Origin of the sequence: Bradyrhizobium guangdongense, from assembly GCF_006483445.1 — a bacterium.
Classification (GTDB): domain Bacteria; phylum Pseudomonadota; class Alphaproteobacteria; order Rhizobiales; family Xanthobacteraceae; genus Bradyrhizobium; species Bradyrhizobium guangdongense_A.
The window spans coordinates 1-22,120 of record NZ_PPPT01000046.1 but is presented as its reverse complement, the minus strand read 5'-3'; the positions used below and the strand labels follow the sequence as shown (position 1 = coordinate 22,120).

Annotated in this window: 26 protein-coding genes; 16 read left to right on the top strand and 10 right to left on the bottom strand. The window is 64.1% G+C overall.

Translation table 11 applies throughout. The features are described 5' to 3' along the window. Positions 1-318: 318 nt before the first annotated feature. The gene (locus C2U70_RS07385; RefSeq protein ID WP_140977347.1) at positions 319-1,020 is read right to left on the bottom strand and encodes a class I SAM-dependent methyltransferase; all 702 of its coding nucleotides are present in this window, start codon (positions 1,018-1,020) and stop codon (positions 319-321) included. Positions 1,021-1,170: 150 nt separating this feature from the next. Here C2U70_RS07385 and C2U70_RS07380 point away from each other — a divergent pair, with 150 nt between their 5' ends. Beyond that, positions 1,171-1,674, top strand: a complete 504-nt coding sequence (locus C2U70_RS07380) for a Dps family protein (protein WP_246666687.1) — start codon at positions 1,171-1,173, stop codon at positions 1,672-1,674. Positions 1,675-1,704: 30 nt separating this feature from the next. Here C2U70_RS07380 and C2U70_RS07375 read toward each other — a convergent pair whose 3' ends face one another. From C2U70_RS07375 to C2U70_RS07365, 3 genes are all read right to left on the bottom strand, one after another. Beyond that, complete coding sequence (locus tag C2U70_RS07375) at positions 1,705-2,010, bottom strand: protealysin inhibitor emfourin (protein WP_140977345.1); 306 nt, start codon at positions 2,008-2,010, stop codon at positions 1,705-1,707. Positions 2,011-2,072: 62 nt separating this feature from the next. Further along, on the bottom strand, positions 2,073-3,302 hold the full coding sequence (locus tag C2U70_RS07370; RefSeq protein WP_140977344.1) for a M4 family metallopeptidase: 1,230 nt from the start codon (positions 3,300-3,302) through the stop codon (positions 2,073-2,075). 156 nt (positions 3,303-3,458) lie between these two features. After that, the gene (locus C2U70_RS07365; protein ID WP_140977343.1) at positions 3,459-3,986 is read right to left on the bottom strand and encodes a cupin domain-containing protein; all 528 of its coding nucleotides are present in this window, start codon (positions 3,984-3,986) and stop codon (positions 3,459-3,461) included. Positions 3,987-4,117: 131 nt separating this feature from the next. Between C2U70_RS07365 and C2U70_RS07360 the strand changes: the two genes are divergently transcribed. Beyond that, positions 4,118-4,333 carry a hypothetical protein gene (locus C2U70_RS07360; RefSeq protein ID WP_140977342.1) on the top strand — a complete coding sequence of 72 codons (216 nt, stop codon included), beginning with the start codon at positions 4,118-4,120 and terminating at the stop codon, positions 4,331-4,333. 20 nt (positions 4,334-4,353) lie between these two features. Here the strand turns inward: C2U70_RS07360 and carA are convergent, their stop codons facing one another. Further along, positions 4,354-5,544: a glutamine-hydrolyzing carbamoyl-phosphate synthase small subunit gene (gene carA, locus C2U70_RS07355; protein ID WP_140977341.1), complete on the bottom strand. Its 1,191-nt coding sequence runs from the start codon at positions 5,542-5,544 to the stop codon at positions 4,354-4,356. A gap of 146 nt (positions 5,545-5,690) precedes the next feature. Between carA and C2U70_RS07350 the strand changes: the two genes are divergently transcribed. Together C2U70_RS07350 and C2U70_RS07345 are read left to right on the top strand one after the other, a co-directional pair. After that, a complete protein-coding gene (locus C2U70_RS07350) occupies positions 5,691-6,392 on the top strand; it encodes an alpha/beta fold hydrolase (RefSeq protein ID WP_140977340.1) in 702 nt (233 codons plus the stop codon). Positions 6,393-6,451: 59 nt separating this feature from the next. Further along, positions 6,452-6,907 carry a GatB/YqeY domain-containing protein gene (locus C2U70_RS07345; protein ID WP_140977339.1) on the top strand — a complete coding sequence of 152 codons (456 nt, stop codon included), beginning with the start codon at positions 6,452-6,454 and terminating at the stop codon, positions 6,905-6,907. Positions 6,908-6,910: 3 nt separating this feature from the next. On the opposite strand, the gene C2U70_RS32880 is transcribed toward C2U70_RS07345, so the two are convergent. Next, entirely contained in the window at positions 6,911-7,063 is a 153-nt protein-coding gene (locus tag C2U70_RS32880) for a hypothetical protein (protein WP_186294112.1), read from the bottom strand. Here C2U70_RS32880 and C2U70_RS07340 point away from each other — a divergent pair. The 5 genes from C2U70_RS07340 (at position 7,050) to C2U70_RS07320 (ending at position 11,380) form a co-directional block, all read left to right on the top strand. Then, positions 7,050-8,189, top strand: a complete 1,140-nt coding sequence (locus tag C2U70_RS07340) for an epoxide hydrolase family protein (protein ID WP_140977338.1) — start codon at positions 7,050-7,052, stop codon at positions 8,187-8,189. The genes C2U70_RS32880 and C2U70_RS07340 overlap by 14 nt on opposite strands. Positions 8,190-8,373: 184 nt before the next feature. Further along, entirely contained in the window at positions 8,374-9,984 is a 1,611-nt protein-coding gene (locus tag C2U70_RS07335) for an acyl-CoA synthetase (protein WP_140977337.1), read from the top strand. A gap of 37 nt (positions 9,985-10,021) precedes the next feature. Beyond that, positions 10,022-10,492 (top strand): MarR family winged helix-turn-helix transcriptional regulator, encoded by a 471-nt coding sequence (locus tag C2U70_RS07330; RefSeq protein WP_140977336.1) that lies wholly within the window; start codon positions 10,022-10,024, stop codon positions 10,490-10,492. Positions 10,493-10,566: 74 nt separating this feature from the next. After that, on the top strand, positions 10,567-10,836 hold the full coding sequence (locus C2U70_RS07325; RefSeq protein ID WP_246666686.1) for a YybH family protein: 270 nt from the start codon (positions 10,567-10,569) through the stop codon (positions 10,834-10,836). 100 nt (positions 10,837-10,936) lie between these two features. Further along, positions 10,937-11,380 carry a hypothetical protein gene (locus C2U70_RS07320; protein ID WP_140977335.1) on the top strand — a complete coding sequence of 148 codons (444 nt, stop codon included), beginning with the start codon at positions 10,937-10,939 and terminating at the stop codon, positions 11,378-11,380. A gap of 11 nt (positions 11,381-11,391) precedes the next feature. On the opposite strand, the gene C2U70_RS07315 is transcribed toward C2U70_RS07320, so the two are convergent. Then, positions 11,392-13,620 carry an ATP-binding protein gene (locus C2U70_RS07315; RefSeq protein WP_140977334.1) on the bottom strand — a complete coding sequence of 743 codons (2,229 nt, stop codon included), beginning with the start codon at positions 13,618-13,620 and terminating at the stop codon, positions 11,392-11,394. Between the two features lie 271 nt (positions 13,621-13,891). On the opposite strand from C2U70_RS07315, the gene C2U70_RS07310 reads away from it, so the two are divergent. Next, the gene (locus tag C2U70_RS07310) at positions 13,892-14,662 is read left to right on the top strand and encodes a DUF2189 domain-containing protein (RefSeq protein ID WP_140977333.1); all 771 of its coding nucleotides are present in this window, start codon (positions 13,892-13,894) and stop codon (positions 14,660-14,662) included. 162 nt (positions 14,663-14,824) lie between these two features. Here the strand turns inward: C2U70_RS07310 and C2U70_RS07305 are convergent, their stop codons facing one another. Both C2U70_RS07305 and C2U70_RS07300 read right to left on the bottom strand, forming a co-directional pair. Beyond that, positions 14,825-15,349 (bottom strand): SRPBCC family protein, encoded by a 525-nt coding sequence (locus tag C2U70_RS07305; RefSeq protein WP_140977332.1) that lies wholly within the window; start codon positions 15,347-15,349, stop codon positions 14,825-14,827. Further along, the gene (locus C2U70_RS07300) at positions 15,342-15,656 is read right to left on the bottom strand and encodes an ArsR/SmtB family transcription factor (protein ID WP_140977353.1); all 315 of its coding nucleotides are present in this window, start codon (positions 15,654-15,656) and stop codon (positions 15,342-15,344) included. Before C2U70_RS07300 ends, C2U70_RS07305 begins: the two co-directional genes overlap by 8 nt. A 225-nt stretch (positions 15,657-15,881) precedes the next feature. Between C2U70_RS07300 and C2U70_RS07295 the strand changes: the two genes are divergently transcribed. The 4 genes from C2U70_RS07295 to C2U70_RS07280 all read left to right on the top strand — a co-directional run bounded on the left by C2U70_RS07295 (position 15,882) and on the right by C2U70_RS07280 (position 19,677). Beyond that, positions 15,882-17,330, top strand: a complete 1,449-nt coding sequence (locus C2U70_RS07295; protein WP_186294111.1) for an LVIVD repeat-containing protein — start codon at positions 15,882-15,884, stop codon at positions 17,328-17,330. Between the two features lie 4 nt (positions 17,331-17,334). Beyond that, positions 17,335-17,877 (top strand): hypothetical protein, encoded by a 543-nt coding sequence (locus C2U70_RS07290; RefSeq protein WP_140977330.1) that lies wholly within the window; start codon positions 17,335-17,337, stop codon positions 17,875-17,877. Positions 17,878-17,992: 115 nt separating this feature from the next. After that, a complete protein-coding gene (locus C2U70_RS07285; RefSeq protein WP_186294110.1) occupies positions 17,993-18,613 on the top strand; it encodes a LysE family translocator in 621 nt (206 codons plus the stop codon). Positions 18,614-18,690: 77 nt separating this feature from the next. Then, positions 18,691-19,677 carry a DUF3592 domain-containing protein gene (locus tag C2U70_RS07280; RefSeq protein WP_140977329.1) on the top strand — a complete coding sequence of 329 codons (987 nt, stop codon included), beginning with the start codon at positions 18,691-18,693 and terminating at the stop codon, positions 19,675-19,677. On the opposite strand, the gene C2U70_RS07275 is transcribed toward C2U70_RS07280, so the two are convergent. Continuing rightward, positions 19,674-20,480, bottom strand: coding sequence for an N-formylglutamate amidohydrolase (locus tag C2U70_RS07275; RefSeq protein WP_140977328.1), 807 nt, complete (start codon positions 20,478-20,480; stop codon positions 19,674-19,676). The genes C2U70_RS07280 and C2U70_RS07275 overlap by 4 nt on opposite strands. A 155-nt stretch (positions 20,481-20,635) precedes the next feature. Here C2U70_RS07275 and C2U70_RS07270 point away from each other — a divergent pair, with 155 nt between their 5' ends. Both C2U70_RS07270 and C2U70_RS07265 read left to right on the top strand, forming a co-directional pair. After that, positions 20,636-21,451: a transglutaminase-like domain-containing protein gene (locus tag C2U70_RS07270; protein ID WP_140977327.1), complete on the top strand. Its 816-nt coding sequence runs from the start codon at positions 20,636-20,638 to the stop codon at positions 21,449-21,451. A 203-nt stretch (positions 21,452-21,654) separates the two neighbouring features. Further along, entirely contained in the window at positions 21,655-22,053 is a 399-nt protein-coding gene (locus C2U70_RS07265) for a gamma-glutamylcyclotransferase family protein (protein ID WP_140977326.1), read from the top strand. Positions 22,054-22,120: the final 67 nt, after the last annotated feature.

Here is a 22,120-nt window from a genome sequence, read left to right as displayed (position 1 = left end):
TAAGCCGAGAGCGCGGGGGTCTCCCTCGCGCGCGGGTGGGTCTTAGACCAGATTTCGGGGCGGCGAAACCCCGAAAAACACCCATCAACCGGCAATTTTGGCTGGTCTGGACTGTTTTGAGACGGGGGCGGCTGGCTTGCCGAGCCGAAGCTGCGTTGGCAGCGAAGGCTGGAGACCCGGCCTGGATTTGAACCAGGATAAAGGACGATGCACCGTCCCCGCGTTGACGCTTCCGCCACCGGGCCGTCCCGATCATTGCCCGATCGGGCTGCGACAAGCCACCTCAGCCGGTTCTTATGCTTAACGCAGCCAGCGAACTCAGCGCACCATGGGCGGCCGGGCGATGAAGGTCATGCGCCAGCGATTGTGCCCGATATTGGTGTGGGCTCGCTGCGCCGAAAAACCGGCGGCGGCGAGTTTTGCGATGATTTCGGCCTCGCTGTAGCGCTGCAGCCCGACGCGCGAGCGCAGGTGCCGGTAATCGCTGAGGGCCGTCGAGACCAACCCGATCAGCGCGTCCTTGAGAAAACCGTGGCGCGCGCCGAAGGAGAGCAGCGCCATGACGTCCCTGAACATGCCGACTTCCGGCTGCAGCACGTCGCCGAGCACGAGCTTTCCGGACGGCTTGAGCAGCCGGCGGATGGTCGTGAAGGCGGAATCGAGCTCTTCCGGCGTCATGTATTGCGCGACCGAGTTCATCACGACGAGGTCGATCGACTGCTCCGTCATCTTCCTGACGTCGTCGAGCGAGCGGACGCGGATTTTCGTGTTCGGCGCAAAGCGCGAGATCAGGCGGCCGCGCACGCCGGGCGCGGGCTCCGCCAGGATCAGCTTGCCGCAGGCCGCTGCCACCTGGTTCGCCGACAGCGCCTCGCCGCAGGCATAGTCGAGCACGGTCGCGTCCGGTGACGAGATGTAGCCGATGATGTCGCGCGCGATGATCTGGAAATGCAGGTCCCGATGCAGCTTGCTGACATAAATCGTATGCGTGGAATCGTAATAGTCGATCCAGTCGTCCATGGCACTCAAGGGTCCCGGCAAAGCCAGTTCCTGGGCAGGAACTGCGGCTGATCGCCCGCGTTAAGGGGTGTCGACGGCGCGCCGTCAATGTCCGGTCCTAACAGGAAGGTTCCCGTGAGCAAAGCCAAGTCAGAGACCAAGTCAGATAAAATGTCCCCCGATCTCGATACCCCCACCGATCTGGAGCCGGCGGCGGTCAACAAGATCTCGGAGGCGCTCAACGTGCTGCTGGCGGACGCCTTCGCGCTGTACCTGAAAACCAAGAATTTCCACTGGCATGTCAGCGGCCGGCATTTCCGCGACTACCATCTGATGCTGGACGAGCAGTCGGACGCGATCTTCGCCACCACCGACCAGCTCGCCGAGCGCGTCCGCAAGCTCGGCGGCGCGACGCTGAAGTCGATCGGCCAGATCGGCAAGCTGCAGACCATCCAGGACAACAACGAGGATTACGTCCCGCCGCGCGACATGCTGCGCGAGCTGATGGAGGACAACAAGCACATGGCCGCTGCCATGCGCAAAGCCCACAAGCTCTGCGAGGAGCACGACGACACCGGCACCGCCGCGCTGCTCGAAGTGTTCATCGATGAGACCGAGCGCCGAACCTGGTTCCTGTTCGAGGCGAGCCGCCAGGAAGGCAGCAACGCAGCGTGAGCCGCTCCTCGCCGGCAAGCGGCCGTCAGGTCATGACGATCGGGAATGGCGCTGCAACCACGCCAGCAGGTTTGCGAATTCCGGCGACATGACCGTGTCCGCGCCCTTGAGCACGGTGTCGCGGCCGTTGTCCTGGATCGAAATCGTGTAGGACATCGGGTCGCGCAACTTTGCGGGCGGCGGTGGCGAGGAGCCAGCCGCGATGGCCGCTGCGGCCAGTTCGCCAAGCTCCTTGGCCTTTGCAGGATCGAGTGTGGCGGAATCGACGACAAGCGGCGGGCGCTGGAGGAAAACTCCCGCACCCTGACCGCCGTGCTGAGCCAGGCTGATCTTCATGGTCGGCAGTCTATCGAAGTGCGGCCGTCAAGTCACCGGCGGCCGCGCTTCGATGAGGCTGGCTAGTGCGGCCGGCCCTGCTGCATGCCTTCCAGCGTCCGCGAGAGCGCCGTGAGCTGGCTGGACAGCTCGGCGATCTTGTGTGCGACATCGGCCGCATCATCATGGCCGTTTGTCACCATGGCCGGTGCGCGGCGCATGCGGCTGGTGGTTCCGGCCAGCGAGCGAACGCCGCTGATCGGAAGGCCGACCTCCTTCCATGCCGCAACGACCGCCTGTTGCTCGGCGCTCTGTGCGCCGTAGAGCTGGCCTGCCTTGAGGTAGGTGGTATCGGCGAACTCCTGGAAGTTCGTGTTCTGGTTCGACGCAAGAAGCGAGGCGTACCAAATGTGTCCCGGCGCTTCCCACGCAAATCCGCCGATGCCGATCGAGGTCAGGTAGAAGGCCTTGTTGGGAATGCCTGAGTTGATGTGCACACCGCCATTGTCGCCGTTATCGGTGTCGGGCAGGTTGACGTATTTCCGCATATGGTCGGGCTGCGGGTCCTTGCCGAGCGTCGGATTGTTGTAGGCCTTGCCCGGCTCCTTCATCGAGCGCAACGCATCCGCGCCGATGTCGGGCGTGAACACTTCGGCGCCGATCAGCCAGTCGGCCTGGTCGGCCGATTGCTTCTTCACCCATTGCTTGACCAGCGAGCCGAACACGTCGGACATCGACTCGTTCAGCGCGCCCGACTGATTGTGATAGAGGAGGCCTGCGGCCTGTTCGGTGACGCCGTGGGTCAACTCGTGGCCGATCACGTCGATCGACTTGGTGAAGTCGGTGAAGAGAATGCCGTCTCCGTCGCCGAACACCATCTCGGTGCCGTCCCAGAACGCGTTGTTGTAGGCATCGCTATAGTGGACGAAGCCGTTGAGGCGCATGCCTTGCCCGTCGATCGAGTCGCGGTCGAAGACCTGCTGGTAGAAGTCGCGCGTGTCACCGAGGCCCTCGAAGGCCCGGTTGACGCTGTCGTCCTTTGACTTCGGGCCGTCCTCGGTCCGGGCAACCGTTGCCGAACCGAGCAGGGTGGAATTGCCGCAATCCGAGATCGTCCGCCGTCCGTGCGACGAAGGGGCGGCCGCGGCCGCAACGAGCCCGCGGATCTTGCGCTCGCCGCGCAGCCGCGACGTCGACACCAACGTGCGTAACGCGGCATCGCGAATGCGGCTGTCGGTGTTGTTGAGGAGCTTCTCGAGGACGTGGGGCGGGGTGATGCAGTTGATGCAGCGGCAACGGCTTGAGAACATCATGATCGACTCCAATGGTGCTGAGAAAAGGTGCTTGGGAAAAAGCAAATAAAAATAAGGAAATACAACCTCAGCGATTATCTATCGGAGGTCGATGAAGTCAAGGCGCGAAGATGTCGCGATTGCGTGAAGATGATTATGCGCGGAAGTCTGGAAACGTCAGCGCCGTTTCCACAATTTGACCAGCGGTCCGTCCTTGCCCATCACCGGATCGGACGCCGGCACAACCACCGCGGGAATCGTTTGCAGCGCCTTCGCGTGATTCTCCGGCGTCGCGCGCGTCACCTCCATTTTCGATCCCGGCGGATAGGCGCCGATCACGCAAAAATCGTCATCGGCGGAGACGAGCTGATGCCCGGTGCCTGCGGGCAGGATCGCGACGTCGCCGGCCGCAATCTCCAGCACCTGGCCATGATCGCCGCCGAAGCGCACGCGGGCGCGGCCGCGCGCGACGCCGAGCACTTCATGCACGGTCGAATGGTAGTGCAGAAAATCATAGACGCCGTTGCGCCACATGCCGCCCCACCCGTTTCGGCCGAATACGCCTTCGACGGTTTCTTCGGGGCGCTCTGGATCGAGCTTCACGACGCCTTGATAGACCAGGAAGGGAAGGATGTTGTTCGGCACGACCCCGTCATCCCCAAAGACGATCGCAAGCGGCTCGGCATTGTCGCGGACGACGGACATGGCGGGGCTCCCAGTCGCAGTGTATCGGAGATCAAGACGGCACAGGCGACCTTGTTCCTCGCCTTGACCGAGATCAAGGCGTAGCGGGCAATTCGGGGGCACGCAAACCGAAGCGAAGGGAACGGAACGCCATGAACGCTTCTGACATTGCGCAGCGCCACTTTTCCGCGGCCGTGGACGAGGCAGAAACGAGCGGTGTGGGATATGAGCCGGTCTGCCGCGCGCTGCTCAATCTCGTCATCTCCAAATATCTGGAGACGAGGTCGGTCGCCGACATTCAGGCGGAGCTGCGCTTCATTGCCGAGAACTGCGATCCCGACACGGATTTCATGTTCATGCGTCCGTGAGCTACGCAAGCGCAGCGGGCCTAAGCCCGCTTCCGCTCGCGCATCAGATCGGCAAAGCGCTGGAACAGATAGTGCGAGTCACGCGGGCCGGGCGAGGCCTCGGGATGGTACTGCACCGAGAACACCGGCTTGCCGTCGAGCTGGATGCCGCAATTGGAGCCGTCGAACAGCGAGATGTGGGTCTGCGTCGCACCTTTCGGCAGCGTCGTCTCGTCCACGGCAAAGCCGTGGTTCATCGAGGTGATCTCGACCTTGCCGGTGGTCTCGTCCTTGACGGGATGATTGGCGCCGTGATGGCCCTGATGCATCTTCTTGGTCTTGGCGCCGACCGCGAGCCCGAGCATCTGATGGCCTAAGCAGATTCCAAATGTCGGCGTGCCCGACTTGATGACCTGCTGGATCACGGGCACGGCGTATTTGCCGGTTGCGGCCGGATCGCCCGGGCCGTTGGACAGGAACACGCCGTCGGGCTTCATCGCCAGAATGTCCTCGGCGGATGTCGTGGCCGGCACCACCGTCACCTTGCAGCCGACGCCGGCGAGCAGGCGCAAAATGTTGCGCTTGATGCCGTAGTCGACGGCGACGACGTTGAATTCGGGCTTCTCTTGCCGGCCAAAGCCTTCGTTCCACACCCAGGGCGTCTCGTCCCAGTTGAAGCGCTGGGCGGAGGTGACCATCGGCACGAGGTCCATGCCCTCGAGTCCCGGCCACTCACGCGCCTCTTCCTTCAGCCCGTGCAGGTCGAACTCGCCCTTCTTTGAATGCGCGATCACGGCGTTGGGCATGCCCTTGCTGCGGATCAGCGCGGTCAGTGCGCGGGTGTCGATGCCGGAGAGGCCGATGATGCCACGTGCCTTGAGCCAGGCGTCGAGGTGCTTGGTTGCGCGGTAGTTCGAGGCATCGGTGATGGCGGTGCGCAAGATCACGCCACGCGCGCCGGGCGTGGCGGCCATGTTCACCGTCTCGATGTCTTCCTCGTTGGTACCGACATTGCCGATATGCGGGAAGGTGAAGGTGATGAGCTGCCCGGCATAGGAGGGATCGGTCAAGATCTCCTCATAACCTGTCATCGCGGTGTTGAAGCAGACTTCGCCCACTGCCTGGCCTTCGGCGCCAAGGCCAAAGCCTTCGAGCACCGTGCCGTCGGCAAGCACGAGGAGCGCGGTCGGTTTATGGTCCGGCCAGGCGGGATCGTTTTCATGTTGTGTCATGAGCCCGCTTCATAGAGCCCGCAGGCGCTGCCGTCAAAGCGGAAGGGTGCGGATTCACATGCGTTTTTGCATATTTGACAGGCCCCCTCGGGCCCGTAAGCTCCGCCGGCTAATTTCCGGCAAATTCAGAGGCTTGCGAGGCAATAATGGACCGGACGACCCCGATTGTGCTGGTTCCGGGGCTGGCGTCCTCGGCCCGGATCTATGCGCCTGTGATGCCTGCGCTGTGGCGTTTCGGCTCCGTCATGGTCGCCAACCACATCCGCGACGACAGCATCGCGGCGATCGCGCGCCGTATCCTCGCCGAGGCGCCGCCGCGCTTTGCGCTCGCGGGGCATTCCATGGGCGGCTACATCGCCTTCGAGATCATGCGGCAGGCGCCCGAGCGCGTGACCAGGCTCGCGCTGATCAACACGCAGGCTCGGCCGGATACGCCGGAGGCGACCGCGCGCCGTCGTGCCCAGATGGAGCGCGCACGGCGCGGCGAGCTCCGCGCCGTTCGCGAGGAGAGTTTTCCCGAGCTCGTACATCCGTCGCGGCGCGATGACGCCGAGATCCTGCGGCTTGTGCATGCGCAGGACGAGGATGTCGGCGTCGAGGCCTATCTCCGGCAGCAGACCGCGATCATCGCGCGGGTGGACTCGCGTCCGACGCTGGCCACAATCACATGCCCGACGCTGGTGCTGACGGGCGATGCCGACAACACCATTCCGAACACGCTCTCGAAGGAGATGGCCGAGGGCATCGCCGGCGCGAGGCTCGTGATCCTCGAGCGCTGCGGGCACCTGCCGCAGCCCGAACAGCCCGAAGCGACCACGCGGGCGCTGGTTGAATGGCTCGAGAGCTAGTTGTCTCAGCGCTGCGAACGGCCTAGATCATCAGCAATATAGCCGAAGGGAACACGACCATGATGCGCGACGACATCAACAATGCGGTCAAGGAAGCCATGAAGGCGAAGGACGAGCGCAAGCTCTCCACGCTGCGCATGGTCAACTCGACCATCAAGAACGCCGACATCGCCGCGCGCGGGGAGGGCAAGCCGCCGCTGACGGATGCCGATCTTCTCGGCGTGCTGCAGAAGATGATCAAGCAGCGCCAGGAATCGGTCGAGCTCTACGACAAGGGCGGCCGCGCCGAGCTCGCGGCCCAGGAGCGCGAGGAGATCGCGGTGATCTCGGCCTACCTGCCGAAGCAGATGTCCGACGACGAGGTGAAGACGGCGATATCAGCTGTCATCGCCGAGACCGGTGCGGCCGGCATGAAGGACATGGGCAAGGTCATCGCGGCGCTGAAGACGAAGTACGCGGGACAGATGGATTTTGGCAAAGCCAGCGGCCTCGTGAAGGCCGCGCTGACGGGCTAGTCGTCATTCCCCATTGCGCAATTGCGCAATGGGGGCGACGCGAAGCGTCGAACCCGGAATCCATCGCGCCGCCAGTTCTGCTGAGAAATGGATTCCGGGCTCGCGCTTCGCGCGCCCCGGAATGACGAAGGGGAGGCAACCGATGACCAGCGCCATCAATCCATTCCGCATCGCCATCAGCGACGCCGTCCTCACCGATCTCAAATCGCGCCTTGCGCGCACGCGCTGGCCGGAGGCGGAGCTGGTCGATGACTGGAGCCAGGGCGCGCCGCTGAAATGGATCCAGGACATTTGCCGTTACTGGGAGACGGAGTACGACTGGCGCGCGCGTGAGGCAAAACTCAATCGCTTTGCGCAGTTCACGACCGAAATCGACGGGCTCGACATCCACTTTTTGCATGTGCGCTCGAAGGAGCCGTCGGCGCTGCCGCTGATCATCACTCATGGCTGGCCGGGCTCGGTCGTTGAATTTCACAAGGTGATCGAGCCGCTGGTCGATCCGGCCGCGCATGGCGGCAACGCTGCCGATGCGTTCCATGTCATCTGCCCCTCGCTACCTGGCTTCGGCTTCTCGGCCAAACCCATGACCACCGGCTGGGGCGTCGATCGCATCGCGGCGACCTGGGCCCAGCTGATGGATCGCCTTGGCTATGCGCGTTATGGCGCGCAAGGCGGCGATTGGGGCTCTGCCGTGACGACCTCGCTCGGTGCGCAGGATCCTGCGCATTGCGCCGGCATCCACATCACGCTCGCGTTCAGCACGGCGCCCAAGGTCGAGGGTGAGCCGACGGCGGAAGAGAAACGGGCGCTTGCCGGCGCCAAGTACTATGCCGACCACGACTCCGGTTACTCCAAACAGCAGTCGACGCGGCCGCAGACGCTCGGCTACGGCCTGACGGATTCGCCGAGCGGGCAGGCCGCGTGGATCCTGGAAAAGTTCTGGGCGTGGACCGATTGCAACGGCCATCCCGAAAACATTTTTACCAAGGACGAACTGCTCGACAACGTCATGCTCTATTGGGCGACGGAGACGGCGGCCTCCTCGGCGCGGCTCTATTGGGAAAGCTTTGGCAACCGGCGTTCGAGGCCCAAGGTGAGCGTCCCCACGGGCGTTGCGGTATTCCCCAAGGAGATCATCACGCCGGTGCGGCGCTGGATGGAGCCGAACTTTCTGGACATCACGCATTGGAGCGAGATGGAGAAGGGCGGACATTTTGCCGCGTTCGAGCAGCCGGAGCTGTTCGTCGGTGACGTCAGGAAGTTTTTCCGGACGCTGCGGTAGCTAACCGCCGTCATTCCGGGGCGCCCGAAGGGCGAACCCGGAATCCATCGGGCCGCAGGAAACGCCGCACAATGGATTCCGGGCTCGATGCTGCGCATCGCCCCGGAATGACACCGCGGGGCTTGTCCGGAGCATGCACGGCTTTAGACTGGGCAATAACAAGAAGCCGGGAAACGCCAAAACCATGCTCACCGAAGCCAAAACCTACGATGAACTCACCCGCAATTTCCGCTGGGACATTCCGGCGCGCTTCAACATGGCGGAGGCCTGCTGCGACCGCCACGCCGACGGCAGTGGGCGCCTCGCGCTGATCTATGTCGGCGAGAACGGGGATTTGACCCGCACCTCGTTCGACGAGGTTGCGGAGATGTCGCGCCGTTTCGCCAATGTGCTGAAGGCGGATGGGCTGCAGCGCGGCGATCGCATCGCGGTGTTCCTGTCGCAATCGCTGGAATTGCCGATCGCGCATATGGCCGCGTTCCGCTCCGGCCTGATCTCGATCCCGCTATTCGCGCTGTTCGGCGAGGACGCGCTGGAGTTCCGGCTGGCGAACTCGCAGGCCAGGGCCATCGTCACCGACGAAGGCGGCTGGGAAAAGCTCGCAAAAATCCGCGATCGCCTGCCTGACTTGAAGACGGTCTACGTCGTCGGCGAGCGCGCGCCGGCGGGCACGAAATCGTTCTGGGCTTCGGTGAAATCGGCATCGTCCGACTTCGAGCTGGTCGACACCTCCGCCGACGATCCCGCGCTGATCATCTACACCTCGGGCACCACGGGTAATCCCAAGGGCGCGCTGCATGCGCACCGCGTCGTGCTCGGGCATCTGCCCAACGTCGAGATGTGCCACAACTTCCTGCCGCGTCCCGGCGATCTCATGTGGACGCCGGCGGATTGGGCCTGGATCGGCGGGCTCGTCAACGCTCTCTTCGCGTTCTGGTATCACGGCATTCCGCTGGTCGGCCATCGCGCCCGAAAGTTCGAGCCGCAGGCGGCGATGCAGATGATGGCTGATCTCGGCGTGCGCAACGTCTTCCTGCCGCCGACCGCGCTGAAGCTGATGCGGCAGACCGGGGTCAAAAATCCCGGCGTCAGGCTGCGCAGCATCTTTACCGGCGGTGAATCGCTCGGCGGCGAGTTGCTCGGCTGGGTCCGCGAAACGTTCGGCATCGACGCCCATGAGGTGTTCGGCCAGACCGAGTGCAATCTGGTGATCGGCAGCAACTCCAACCTGTTTCCGATCCGCCCCGGATCGATGGGCCGCGCGACGCCCGGCTTCGACGTGCGTATCGTCAACGACAAGGGCGAGGAGCAGCCCCGCGGCCAGCGCGGCATCATCGGCGTGCGCCAGCCATGCCCGTGCACCATGATCGAATACTGGCGCAATCCGGATGCGACGGCGAAAAAGTTTGCCGGCGAATTCCTGCTGACCGGCGATCTCGGCGTGCAGGATGAAGACGGTTATTTCTGGTACGTCAGCCGCGAGGACGACGTCATCACGACAGCCGGCTATCGCGTCGGCCCATCCGAGATCGAGCATACCCTGATGAAGCATCCGTCCGTGGCGATGGCGGCGGTGGTCGGCATCCCCGATCCGATCCGCACCGAATCGATCAAGGCCTGGATCGTGCTCCGCCCGGGCTCTGTGCCCGATGACAAGCTCGCGCGCGAGATCCAGGAGTTCGTCAAGGTGCAGCTCGCCGCCCACGAATATCCGCGCTTCGTGCAATTCGCCGAGACGCTGCCGATGACCGCGACCGGCAAGGTGTTGCGAAGGGAGCTGCGGGCGTTAGGGTAGCTTTCCGTCTTCCCCTGAATTCGACGCAGTCACGAGAATGCCGAAGAAAGCCTCTCCCGCCGCGGGCCTGCACCGCGCCTCGCTCAGGAAGCTCCACGATCTGGATGGTGCGCTGGAGCTGATGTATTACGGCTGGCGCGGCATGACGCTGGCGGCTGACGAATATCTCGCCACGCTCGAGCTGTCGCGTCCCCATCATCGCATTCTCTATGTCGTCGCGCGGCAGCCCGATATTTCGATCGGTGCGCTGATCGACGTCCTCGGCATTTCCAAGCAGGCCCTGAACCGGCCGCTCAACCTGCTGCTCGAGCGAAAACTCCTGACCTCGAAGCGGTCGCCGGAGCAGCATCGCTCCAAGTTGCTGCGGCTGACGCAGGAGGGGCAGCGCATCGAGCAGCGCGCATCCGGCTATGAGCGCAAGGTCTTGCGTGAGGCCTTCGATCGGGTCGGCGAGCCCGGCACCGCGGCGTGGATGGCCGTCATGGGAGCGATCGCCGACAACAACTAACCTAAGGTCAATACAGTTGACGTGAGGATGAGGCTGTGCCACCTTGACTCCCATCACGCCGGGGAGGGCGAAGCATGAGCGTACCGATCATGGACCGCGCCGCGGCCAAAGGCTTCGTCGAAGCGTGGTGCGCGAGCTGGTGCAAGGTCGATATCGACGCTGTCGTCTCGCACTTCGCCGATGACGCGGAGATGCGCAGCCCGCTGGCGCTCAAGCTGACGGATTCGCCTGTCGTCGCGGGCGCCGAAAACATTCGCGCCTACTGGCAAAAGGCCTATGGCGCGATCGAGAGTGCGGACCTGAAAATCCTCAACTGGAGCTGGACGAGACGATCGCGCGGCTGACGGTGTGGTGGCAATTGGGCGACACGCGGGCCAGCGAATTCATGGATTTTGACCGCGCCGGCCGTGTCGTGCGCAGCGAAGCCTTCTACGGAAAATAGCCATGCGATTTTCGGACTTTATTCTCTTCCTCAACACGCTCTGGTTCGTGGCCGCCTTCATCCAGTTCAGCATTGCGCAGGGCAATACGCTGAAGATCCTGGTGCCCCGGGAGGAGCGCGGCAATCCGATCGCGCCGACGCTAAAGGCCAGCGTGGCGTTTCTCGGCGGGATGAATCTGCCGATCGGATTGTTGTCGCTGTATCTGCTGGCCGTGAGGCCGTCCTTCTTCGGGGCGAATGACGCGCAGCTCGCGTTGTTCCTGTTCTTCTCTGCGTGTCACTTCAGCCAGTTCGTCTACAATCTTCCGGTCCTGATGCGCGGCGGGCGCGTCGGCGTGGCCTATTGGCCGGTGTTGAAGGGGCCGATGCTCAGGATTTTCGTCATCGACGCGACGCTGTTCGCAGCGAACCTGGCTGTCGCCGTGCTGCTCTCGCTCCGCGTCTGACACACGGCGCGTTATCGCGGCCGCGCCGACAAAGCGGACCGCAGCATCGCCGCAAGATCCTGCCGCCGGAACGGTTTCGTCAGGATGCGGGCATCGAAGCCGTCCGGCGCCTTGACCGGATTTTGGGTGTAGCCGGAGGTGAAAAGCACCTTCAGACCAGGGCGCAGGCCGACCGCCTGCCTGGCAAGCTCCGGTCCGAACATGCCGCCGGGCATCACCACGTCGGTGAACAGCAGATGGATGTCGCCGGGCTTGCGCAGCAATTCCAGCGCTGCGGGTCCGTTCGACGTCGCGATCACGCGGTAGCCGAGCGTTCGCAGCTCGCTCTCGACATAGGCGCGCACCATGTCGTCGTCCTCGACGACGAGAATGGTCTCGTGTCCGTCTGATACGACGCTCCGCTCTGCCGGCGGCGGCTCCGCGTGCGGCGGCGTTTCGGTACGGGGAAAGAACAGCCGGACGATGCTGCCTTGCCCGGGTCCGGACTGCATCTGCACCAACCCGCCGGATTGCTGCGCAAAACCGTAGACCATGCTCAGGCCGAGCCCGGTCCCCTTGCCGACCTCCTTGGTGGTGAAGAACGGTTCGAACGCGCGGCTCGCCACCTCAGCGCTCATGCCGCAGCCGTTATCGGTGACGCCGACCATGACGTAGTCACCCGGCCGCGGCTCGCCGTTGACATCGAGATCGGATTGACCGAGCGAGTTGTTGCGCACCTCGACCGTCAACTTGCCGCCATCAGGCATCGCGTCGCGCGCATTGAGCACGAGGTTGAGCAGGGCCGTTGCCAATTGGCTGGGATCGACGCTGGCCGGCCACAAGTCCGGTTCGAACGCAAAACTGCATTCGATGTGCTCGCCCAGAGTCCGGCGCAAAAGTTGCTCCATGCCGAGGACTTTTTCGGCGATGTCGATCTCCCGCGGCCTCAGTGGTTGCTTGCGCGCGAAGGCGAGCAGGCTCCGCGTCAGGTCGGAGCCGCGCTCGGCGGCGGTCGCGATGTCGCCGGCGATCCGGTGCAATTCCTTGTTGCCCGCCAGTTGGTCGGCGAGATGCTCCGAATTGCCCAAAATGACGGTCAGCAGATTGTTGAAGTCGTGCGCCACGCCGCCGGTGAGCTGGCCCATGGCTTCCATCTTCTGGGATTGGCTGAGCTTGTGGCTGAGGTCTTCGATGGCGACGCGTTGTTGCTGGAGTGATTCCGCGGTGTCGTTGAGCAGGGTCATCAAGCCGCCCAGCTCGCCGCGCGGATGGGGAGGGGGAATGCGCGCGCTGAGATCGCCGAGGCCGAGCTTCTTCGCCATCGTCGCGAGCCGCCCGACCTGCCGCCCGACGCTCAGCGTCGCCAGCATCCAGACGCCCGCGAGCAGCAGCAGCGAGGCGACTGCAAGGATCGCCATGTCCTCGTAGAGCCGGCGGTTCGCCGCGGCGACCAGTCCGTCCTTGGATCGTCCGACCAGGATGTCGAGACCGATATCGCGGGTCGAAGGTGAGCGGGCGACGGCCCAGACCCGGGTGCGGCCATCGCGATCCGTCACCTCCTGAAATGCGTCGCGATCGGGCGTTGCGGCGAAGCGGAACAGGTCGGACCCCGCGATCGACGCGCCGACGGGCTCGCTCCGGCCTCCTTCGGGAAGGGCGGCCAGGACCGTGCCCTTGCGATCGACGAGCAAGATCTCCTTCTCGGTGAGCAGCCGCTTGTGGTGATACTCCGCGAATTTGCGCAGGTTGAACGAGGCGAGCAGGATGAATTTGAGCGCGCCCCCGTCCGACCGCACGGGATAGGCGATCTGGAGCACCGATAGTCCGGTGAGCCGGCCGAACACCGGCTCCAGCGCGACGCCGCCATGCGAGACCAGGGCCTGTTTGAAATAGGCGCGATCCCTGAGATCGAGGCTGCGGTTGGTCCGCAGCGAGTCGCAGAACAGGCTGCCGTCGGGATCGATAGTCAGGATGCCAGTGAACTGCGGGTATTCTTCGCGCACCTCCGACAGAAAGGCCGAGCACGCGGCCTTGTCGCGCGTGTCGAGGTCGCGGGCGCGCGCCAGGCCGTAGTGAAGCTGGGCGGTGCCCTGGATCTTCTCGTCCAGATCGCTGGCAATGTCATCCGCCGTCGCGGCCAGATTGGCCAGGGCCGCATCGATTTCGCTGGTCCGGTTCTGTACGAAGCGTAGGCCGACGAGGGTCGCCGGCACCAGCATGGCCGCGATCACGAGGAACAGTAACCGGGTACGCAATTTCATCGTTTGGGCGTCCGTGAATTGCACATCCTCGTTCGGGAGGGGCAATTTGCGGCACCATCGTCTGTCCCGTCCATAGGGATCGGCTGGAAAATCGTACGGAAGAACAAAGATTTCGAGCCGCGGAGGTTGCAGGGCGGCCTGACGAGGGAGCCTCTGGCGCAGCCTTCGCCGTCCCGTCGCCCGACGCGAACTCGCACGTGCACGGGGAACGCGAGAGCGCTAACATCGACCGGTGCGCGACGAAAGATCGTGCGAGAGTTGGGAGGAAGCCATGTCCATCTCGGGCAAAGTCGATCCGGTGGTGCGCCCTGTCGCGGCGACCGATATCGCGGAGGCGCTGGTCGAAGGCCTGCGCGACTTCCAGGCGCTGCCGATCTATGGCCTCACCTTCGGCGCGCTCTACGCTGTGGGCGGCATCACCATCGTGCTCTGCCTCACCGCCTTCGGCATGGTCTATCTCGCCTATCCCCTGGCTGCCGGCTTTGCACTGATCGGTCCCTTCGTCGCGATCGGGCTCTATGAGGTGAGCCGGCGCCGCGAGCGCGGCGAGCCGGTCTCCTTCGGTGCGATCTGGTCGGCGGTGCGCTCGCGCAGCGAGATCGGCTGGATGGCCTTCGTCACGCTATTCGTGTTCGTGATCTGGATGTATCAGGTGCGGCTCCTGATCGCGCTGATCCTGGGCCTGCACGCCTCGTTCTCGAGCTTCCAGGAATTCCTGACGGTGGTGCTGACCACCAATGAAGGCCTGACTTTCCTCCTCATCGGCAACGCGGTTGGCGCCGTGCTGTCGCTGCTCCTGTTCTCGCTGACGGTGGTGTCGTTTCCGCTGCTGCTCGATCGCGAGGTCGACTTCGTCACCGCCATGGTGACGAGCGTGCGGGCCGTAGTCACGAGCCCCATCCCGATGATCGGCTGGGCCGCCGTGATCGTGATGCTGTTGATTGTGTCGGCGCTGCCGTATTTCCTGGGCTTGATCGTCACGCTGCCCGTGCTCGGCCATGCGACGTGGCATCTGTATCGCAGGCTGGTGGCGCCGGTGTAAGCCGTCGCCGCGGCGAAGGCCCCCACCGTCGTCCTGGCGAAAGCCAGGACCCGTTACCCCAGGGAAGAGTTGTCGCGCAAAGCAGGTAACCACGAGTCTTCGCCAAACCTCTCCCTGGGGTAATGGGTCCTGGATCTGCCCTCCGCTTGTCCAGGACGACAACTAAGATGGCACCTTGATCCCCATCGCCTTCAGCGCCTCCAGCATCTTGACCGGCGGGGCCATCTTGATCTGCGGGGCCTTGCCGGTCTCCAGCAGGCTCTTTAATCCCGACAGGATCGCGGGCCAGCCGGTGCGGCCGCCGGAGAGGATGTCGTCGCTGAGTGGGCGGTCGTGACGTTCGCTCATGGTGAGGCGGACGGCCTCGCCTGCTTGCGCGATCTCGTAGGTGACGAGTGTGGTGCCGAGCTTTTCGACGAGATCCGGCCAGTTGACGTTCCAGCTCACCGTCAGCCGGTTCGGCGGATCGTGTTCGAGCACTTCGCCGGTGATATGGTTTGAACCGTCGGGCGCGCGGATGATGAAGGCGCCACCAAGCCTCGGCTCCATTTCCACCGCAAAGCCGGAAAAGTATTTGCGGCTGAACTCCGCATTCGTCAGCGCCTCCCACACCCTCTCCGGCGTCGAGGCGATGTAGATGGTGTAGACCGTCAGCGGCTTGAACTGATCGAATTGCGGCTTACTCATCACGCTTCTCCAGTTGACGTTTCAACTCGCTGAGCGCGGCGAGCTTGCTGCGCTCGAACTTCTTGATCCAGCGTTCGCCGATCTGGTGGATCGGCACGGGGTTGAGATAGTGCAGCTTCTCGCGGCCATGCCTGATCGTGGTGATCAAATTGGCGTCTTCGAGAATCGCAAGGTGCTTCGTGACGGCCTGGCGCGTCATCTCCAGGCCCTCGCAGAGTTCGTTCAGCGTCTGCCCGTTCTCGGCGTGAAGCCTGTCCAGCAGCGACCGCCTGGAAGCGTCGGCAAGCGCCTTGAAGACCTCGTCCATGGCCGACATAATATGCAACCTAACGGTTGCATGTCAACCCATGTCGTCATTCCGGAAACCGCGCAGCGGTGATCCGGAATCTCGAGATTCTCAGGTGCGCAGTTGCGCACCGGGGGTCGCGCTTCGCCGCCCGGAATGACGACGGAGGAATCGTGACTTTGGCACGCGCAAACGGCCGTGTTAGCCTTCCCTCTCAACCAACGAAGATTGGTTCCGGGAGGCTTCATGATCGGTCGCGTCCAACTCGCTGCATGCCTCGTTGTTCTCGCGTGCAGCAGCGGTGCCTTTGCGCAGAAGCAGCAGGTGATTGGCGCGCCTCCGGAAGCCATGAACATGAGGCTCACCGGCTTCAACGATTTGCAGGGGCGCAGCGCCTATCAGCCGACCATCCATCGCCAGGGCGACCGCTGGATCGCCTATATCGGCCACCACGGCGGCACCGAAGACGTGCCCGCGCCGGTCAATCCGCTGACCGGGCAGGCGGAACCGAACGGCACCTCGATCGTCGACGTCACCGATCCCGCGCGGCCCAAATATCTGCGTCATTTGCCGGGCCAGCCCGGCAAATATGAATCCGGCGGCGCGCAGATGGTGCGGGTCTGCGACGGCAGATCGCTGCCGAAGGGCGATCCCAACGCGGTCTACATGCTCAGAACCTTCGGCGGCGAAGCGCACGAGATCTGGAACGTTGCCGACCCCGCCAATCCCGTGCTCATCACGCGCCTCAGTGGGCTGAAGGACACGCACAAGAACTGGTGGGAGTGCGACACCGGCATCGCCTATCTCGTCTCCGGCGCACCGGATTGGCGCACGCGACGCATGACGCAGGTCTATGACCTCAGCGATCCCGCGCAGCCGCGGAAGATCAGGGATTTTGGCCTGCCCGGGCAGGAGCCGGGCTCGACCGGCGCGGTGCCGACGGAGCTGCACGGGCCGATCTCGACCGGGCCCGCGGGAAACCGCGTCTATTTCGGCTACGGCACCAACAAGGGCGGCATTTTGCAGATCGTCGATCGCGAGAAATTGCTGAGTGGGGCCAAGGAACCGACGCCGGAGAATTTGCGCTATCCCGAGATTGCGCGCCTGCCGATGTCCGCCTTCAACGGCGCGCACACCACGTTCCCGATGCTCGACATGCCGATCGCGGAATTCGCCGAGGACAAGGACGGCAAGCTGCGCGACATCGTCATGATCGTGGACGAGGCGATTCTGAACGAGTGCACCGAAGCGCGGCAGATGGTGTGGTTTGCCGACGTCACCACCGAGACGCGGCCGATGATGATCTCGAGCTTCACGGTGCCGGAAGCGAGCGGACAATTCTGCCAACGCGGCGGCCGCTTCGGCGCGCATTCCTCGAACGAGAGCATGGCGCCGGTCTATTACAAGAAGCTGGTCTTCATCGCCTTCTTCAATGCCGGCGTGCGCGTGCTTGACATCCGCGATCCCTACCACCCCAAGGAGGTCGGCTATTTCATCCCGGCGATCACGCCTGCGACCGACAAGCGCTGCATCCCGGTCGAGGGCGGCGAGCGCTGCAAGGTCGCGATCCAGACCAACAATGTCGAGACCGATGATCGCGGTTACATCTACATTGTCGACCGCGCCAATACCGGCATGCATATTCTGGAACTGACCGGAGCGGCACGCGCCGCCGCCGGCCTGCCGCGGAGCTGACATCATGCAGCGTGCTGCGACCATCTTGGTTGCGGTGATCGCGCTCAGTGCGCTTTCCGGCGTCGGCGCCTATCAGATGACGTCGTCGCGGCAAGGGCCGCATTGGCAGGAGATCGCCTGGCCCTTCCCGCGCGACGGCTGGCCTGCGGGGCGCGCCTTCCGCTGCGACGGCAGATCATGCGACGGCGTCGAGCTCTATGTCCGCGCCAAGCGCGGCTTCTGCAATTGCGACCGCGGCGTGGCCGATGACGAGGAGGTCGACCGCGTCGCGGACATCGACCTGATCACGCCGCGATTCACCCCGATGGCGCATGGCGACGGCGTCAAGCTGGGGGATATGCAGGGCCGGGTGCGGCACTACGCCCTGACCCTGCCCGACGGCACGCCGCGCACCGTCGCCGCCATCGCCGTGTCGCGCCGCTGTGATCTCCTCGTTGCGGTGGCGCAAGGCAGGGCGGAGGCGAGAACCGCGCAGCATATGGCGCTGGCGTTCCTTGAAACGGAGCCGCTGGCAGCGTGGACGATCGCGGCGCTGGAGGGGCGGTGAGGGCGCGCGGGTATGACGACCGCGCGTGTGACGCATGCCCGCGACAAACCCAGCTTCCGTTCCCGGCCCCGACATGCATTAATGCCGCCAACCATCTCCAGATGAGTCCTCCCCCATGATGTCCATGCAAGCCTATTTCGCCTTCCTCGCCGCCTGCATTGCGCTGGCGCTGCTGCCGGGGCCGATCGTGACGCTGGTGATCGCCAATGGCCTGCGCCACGGCACGCGTGCGGCGCTGACCAATGTGGCCGGCGCGCAAGCCGGCCTCGCGATCGTGATCGGCATCGTCGCGATCGGTCTGACCTCGCTGATGGCGACGATGGGCTACTGGTTCGATTGGGTCCGCTTTGCGGGTGCGGCCTACCTGGTCTGGCTCGGCGTCAAGCTGATCTGGTCGCCGGTCGACGGCATCCATGTCGACCAGCCGCCCCCGCCGCCGCGCGGCGGCTTCTTCCTGCAGGGTTTTCTGGTGCTGCTGTCGAACCCGAAGGTGCTGGTGTTCTTCGGCGCGTTCATCCCGCAGTTCATGGACATGAACCAGCCGCACTTCCCGCAAGTGGCGCTGCTCGGCGCCACCTTCATGGTGACGGCCGTGATGACCGATGCGCTCTATGCGATTGCCGCGGGCCGGGCGCGAAAATTCTTCTCGGCCGAGCGCACGCGGCTGATGTCGCGCATCTCCGGCGGCTTCATGATCGGCGGCGGCATCTGGCTGGCGCTGACCCGCGCCAAATAAGGCCGGCTCCTCCACCCGATTGAACCTTTTTCGGCAATCCCGCGTCCAACCGGGCATTGCCGAAGAAGGAATTTGCCGTGCCCGATCTCCCCTGGTTCGTCTATGCGATGCTGCTCGCACCGCTCGGGCTCATTCTCGTCGCCGCTGTGGTCAAGACCTGGGAGGTCCGCGAAGCCAGCCGCTGGCCCAAGACGATGGGCAAGGTCGTCACCTCGGTCGCGGAAGCGCGCGAGGTCCGCGTCTCCGACAGCGATCGCGAGGAAGGCTACCGGATGGAGAGCCGCAACTTCGCCAATGTGACCTACGAATATACGGTCTTCGGCCGCAAGCAGCGCTGCAATCGCATCTCGATCGGCGAGGACCTCGGCAATGTCGAGGTCGCCCAGACGCTGAGAAAATATCCCGTCGGCAGCGTCGTCACCGTCTACTACCATCCGCGTCATCCCGAACGCGCGGTACTCGAGCGCGACATGCCGAAGGGCCTGTGGGGCTGCCTCGGCATCGGCACCGCGATCGTGCTGGCGATCGTGTTCGGCTCGGCCTTCGGCCTCAACAAGAGCTATGAATATTTTGCGCACCATATCGGCCGGCCCGATCTGGCAGGCCTGGTCGTCGCCTTCGCCGCCTTCGGTCTCGTCATTGCGCTGTTCGCGCTCGCCGTGCGGCGGCAGGCGTCGATCTCGCAGCGCTGGCCGGTGGTGCCGGGCACCATCAAGGTGTCGGCGATGGAGACCTATCACGAGGCCGGCGACCCCGACAGCAGCAGGCGCGGCACCGAGATGTTCGGCAAGCGCGTGTCCTATACCTATAGCTACCAGGACGTCAGCTACACCAACGAAGCGGCCCGCGTCGCCGCGAACACGCCGCAGGCCTCGAACAAGATGCTGGAGAAGCTGTTGGCGCGCTATCAGGACGGCGCCAGGGTGGACGTCCACGTCAATCCGGACAATCCGGCCGAGGCCAGCCTCGACCCTCGCAGCGGCGGCCGCATTGCCTACGTGCTGTGGGGCGTCGCCGCGATTTTTGCCGCGCTTGCGCTGTTTGTTGCCACGCGCAGCGCCTAACCGAGCAGCCCCTCCATCCGCATCGTCGCTTCGATCTCGCCAAAGATCCGCGCCAGACGTTCGGCCCATTGCTGCTGGCCGGATTGGTCCGTGATCAGATCCTGGCGGATCTCGATGCCGGTATTGATCAGGCCGCGCGCCTCGCCATGCACGGGGATGCCGTAGTCGGTGACGTCGCTCACCGCATAGGGCTGGTTGTCGCCGACCACGAGATCGCCCTCGGCCCGCAAATGCTGCAGCAACAGGCGCGGCAGCACCGTGTCGCGGTGATAGAGCGTGCCGATGTGCCAGGGCCGCGCGACGCCGGCATAGACGGGCGTAAAACTGTGCAGCGCCACCAGCACGGTGGGCTGTTTCGCATGCAGGCGGGCGTCGATCACGGCCTTGATGCGCGCATGGTAGGGATCAAAAATCTCGTGCCGCCGCGCTGTGCGCGCCTGGTCCGAAATCCCCTCATTGCCGGGAACTGCGGTCGCCTCCGAGATCTCGGGAATCGAGCTCGCGGCGCCCGGCGGACGGTTGCAATCGATCACCAGCCGCGAATAGCGCTGCGCGATCAGATGCGCATCGAGCATCGTTGCGAGCCGCTCGGCGACGCCGGCAATGCCGATGTCCCAGGCGATGTGGCGCGTGAGCTCGCTCTCGCTGACCCCGAGATCGCCGAGCGCGCGCGGCAACAGCCGGCCGTAATGATCCGCGGTGAGCAGAAAGGGCGAAGGCCCGTCCGCATTGACCTCATGCACGGGATGAACTTCGCCTGTCGCGAGGAGTTGTTGTGGCGCGTCTGTCGTCTCGAGAGCCATTCCGGTTGCCTATGGAAAAAGCAGGAACCCCTGAAAATTGAGCAGCCAACGCTATAGATTAGCCCGGCCGGAATCACCATGATCAATGCACGATGTCGCCGCCGGGGATGCATCGCAAGGCCGGATTTCATGAACTGGAGACAAGGGACGCGAAGATGGAGATCAAGGTCGGCTTCGAGATCGCTTACGCCGCAGCGCAGCCGACGCCGATGGTCATCATGCTCAACATCCATCCCTCGCGCAGCGCCGACATCGTCGGCAAGGAAACTGTCGTCGCCGAGCCCGATGTCCCGATCCGCTTCTATCGCGACAGCTTTGGCAATATCTGCGGCCGGCTCGTTGCGCCCGCCGGCGGCGTGACCCTGAAGGGCAGCGCGCTGGTGCGCGACTCCGGCCTGCCGGATGAGGCGATGCCATCAGCGCAGCAGGTGCCGATCGAGCAGTTGCCGAACGAGGTTTTGCTCTATCTGATGCCGAGCCGCTATTGCGAGACCGACAAGCTCACCGACATTGCCTGGTCGCTGTTCGCTAAGACTAAACCTGGTTGGGAACGAGTCTCTTCGATCACCGAGTTCGTGCATCGCCACGTCACCTTCGGCTACGAGCACGCCCATCACATGAAGTCGGCGCACGACGTCTACGAGCAGAAGAGCGGCGTCTGCCGCGATTTTGCCCATCTCGCCGTCGCGCTGTGCCGCTGCATGGGCATCCCTGCGCGCTACTGCACCGGCTATATGGGCGACATCGGCATTCCGCCCGAACCCTTCCCGATGGATTTTTCCGGCTGGTTTCAGGCCTATCTCTCCGACAAATGGTTCACCTTCGACGCCCGCCACAACACCCCGCGCATCGGCCGCATCCTGATGGCCACCGGCCGCGACGCCGCCGACGTTGCACTGTCGACGAGCTTCGGCCGCATGGAGCTGAAGAAGTTCGTGGTTGTTAGCGAAGAGGTGGTGACGGCCGTGTGATTGTGGCATTGGGCACTATCCTCTCCCCAACGTCGTCCTGGCGAAAGCCAGGACCCATAACCACCAAATCTTGTAATGGGCACGCTCGTGGCCATAGCACTCCGCCACACATGCGGTCGGGGTAATGGGTCCTGGCTTTCGCCAGGACGACAGCGGAGTTTGTCGCGCTGTCGCTCCATAAAATTGACGGGTATAGAACCCCCATGACCTCCGACCACCTCTTCGTCTACGGCACCCTGATGCGCGGCTTCGACCATCCGATGGCGCGGCTGCTCTCGGCGCATGCCGACTTCGTCGGCGACGCGACCTGCCGCGGCCGCCTCTATCTCATCAAGCACTATCCGGGCCTGCTGCTCTCGGACGCGTCGTCCGACATCGTCCATGGCGAGCTGTTCCGCCTGCGCACGCCGGACGAACTTTTGCAGGAGTTCGACATGTACGAGGCCTGCGGCGAGGGCTTTCCCGAGCCGACGGAATATCTGCGCCGGCTGATCGACGTCACGCTGGCCGATGGCAGCGCCGGCAAGGCCTGGACTTATATCTACAACTGGCCGGTCGCGGATCTGCCGCGCATCGCGTCCGGAAGATTTCTGGAGCACTAGAGACTCGTCATGCCCGGGCTTGTCCCGGGCATCCACGTTCTTCGTTCCGCGCGAAAGGTCGTGGATG

Bases quoted from the DNA above. Each gene is read 5' to 3' on its own strand.
- C2U70_RS07385 (WP_140977347.1), bottom strand. From the start codon at position 1,020: ATGGACGACTGGATCGACTATTACGATTCCACGCATACGATTTATGTC.
- C2U70_RS07380 (WP_246666687.1), top strand. From the start codon at position 1,171: ATGTCCCCCGATCTCGATACCCCCACCGATCTGGAGCCGGCGGCGGTC.
- C2U70_RS07375 (WP_140977345.1), bottom strand. From the start codon at position 2,010: ATGAAGATCAGCCTGGCTCAGCACGGCGGTCAGGGTGCGGGAGTTTTC.
- C2U70_RS07370 (WP_140977344.1), bottom strand. From the start codon at position 3,302: ATGATGTTCTCAAGCCGTTGCCGCTGCATCAACTGCATCACCCCGCCC.
- C2U70_RS07365 (WP_140977343.1), bottom strand. From the start codon at position 3,986: ATGTCCGTCGTCCGCGACAATGCCGAGCCGCTTGCGATCGTCTTTGGG.
- C2U70_RS07360 (WP_140977342.1), top strand. From the start codon at position 4,118: ATGAACGCTTCTGACATTGCGCAGCGCCACTTTTCCGCGGCCGTGGAC.
- carA (WP_140977341.1), bottom strand. From the start codon at position 5,544: ATGACACAACATGAAAACGATCCCGCCTGGCCGGACCATAAACCGACC.
- C2U70_RS07350 (WP_140977340.1), top strand. From the start codon at position 5,691: ATGGACCGGACGACCCCGATTGTGCTGGTTCCGGGGCTGGCGTCCTCG.
- C2U70_RS07345 (WP_140977339.1), top strand. From the start codon at position 6,452: ATGATGCGCGACGACATCAACAATGCGGTCAAGGAAGCCATGAAGGCG.
- C2U70_RS07340 (WP_140977338.1), top strand. From the start codon at position 7,050: ATGACCAGCGCCATCAATCCATTCCGCATCGCCATCAGCGACGCCGTC.
- C2U70_RS32880 (WP_186294112.1), bottom strand. From the start codon at position 7,063: ATGGCGCTGGTCATCGGTTGCCTCCCCTTCGTCATTCCGGGGCGCGCG.
- C2U70_RS07335 (WP_140977337.1), top strand. From the start codon at position 8,374: ATGCTCACCGAAGCCAAAACCTACGATGAACTCACCCGCAATTTCCGC.
- C2U70_RS07330 (WP_140977336.1), top strand. From the start codon at position 10,022: ATGCCGAAGAAAGCCTCTCCCGCCGCGGGCCTGCACCGCGCCTCGCTC.
- C2U70_RS07325 (WP_246666686.1), top strand. From the start codon at position 10,567: ATGAGCGTACCGATCATGGACCGCGCCGCGGCCAAAGGCTTCGTCGAA.
- C2U70_RS07320 (WP_140977335.1), top strand. From the start codon at position 10,937: ATGCGATTTTCGGACTTTATTCTCTTCCTCAACACGCTCTGGTTCGTG.
- C2U70_RS07315 (WP_140977334.1), bottom strand. From the start codon at position 13,620: ATGAAATTGCGTACCCGGTTACTGTTCCTCGTGATCGCGGCCATGCTG.
- C2U70_RS07310 (WP_140977333.1), top strand. From the start codon at position 13,892: ATGTCCATCTCGGGCAAAGTCGATCCGGTGGTGCGCCCTGTCGCGGCG.
- C2U70_RS07305 (WP_140977332.1), bottom strand. From the start codon at position 15,349: ATGAGTAAGCCGCAATTCGATCAGTTCAAGCCGCTGACGGTCTACACC.
- C2U70_RS07300 (WP_140977353.1), bottom strand. From the start codon at position 15,656: ATGGACGAGGTCTTCAAGGCGCTTGCCGACGCTTCCAGGCGGTCGCTG.
- C2U70_RS07295 (WP_186294111.1), top strand. From the start codon at position 15,882: ATGATCGGTCGCGTCCAACTCGCTGCATGCCTCGTTGTTCTCGCGTGC.
- C2U70_RS07290 (WP_140977330.1), top strand. From the start codon at position 17,335: ATGCAGCGTGCTGCGACCATCTTGGTTGCGGTGATCGCGCTCAGTGCG.
- C2U70_RS07285 (WP_186294110.1), top strand. From the start codon at position 17,993: ATGATGTCCATGCAAGCCTATTTCGCCTTCCTCGCCGCCTGCATTGCG.
- C2U70_RS07275 (WP_140977328.1), bottom strand. From the start codon at position 20,480: ATGGCTCTCGAGACGACAGACGCGCCACAACAACTCCTCGCGACAGGC.
- C2U70_RS07270 (WP_140977327.1), top strand. From the start codon at position 20,636: ATGGAGATCAAGGTCGGCTTCGAGATCGCTTACGCCGCAGCGCAGCCG.
- C2U70_RS07265 (WP_140977326.1), top strand. From the start codon at position 21,655: ATGACCTCCGACCACCTCTTCGTCTACGGCACCCTGATGCGCGGCTTC.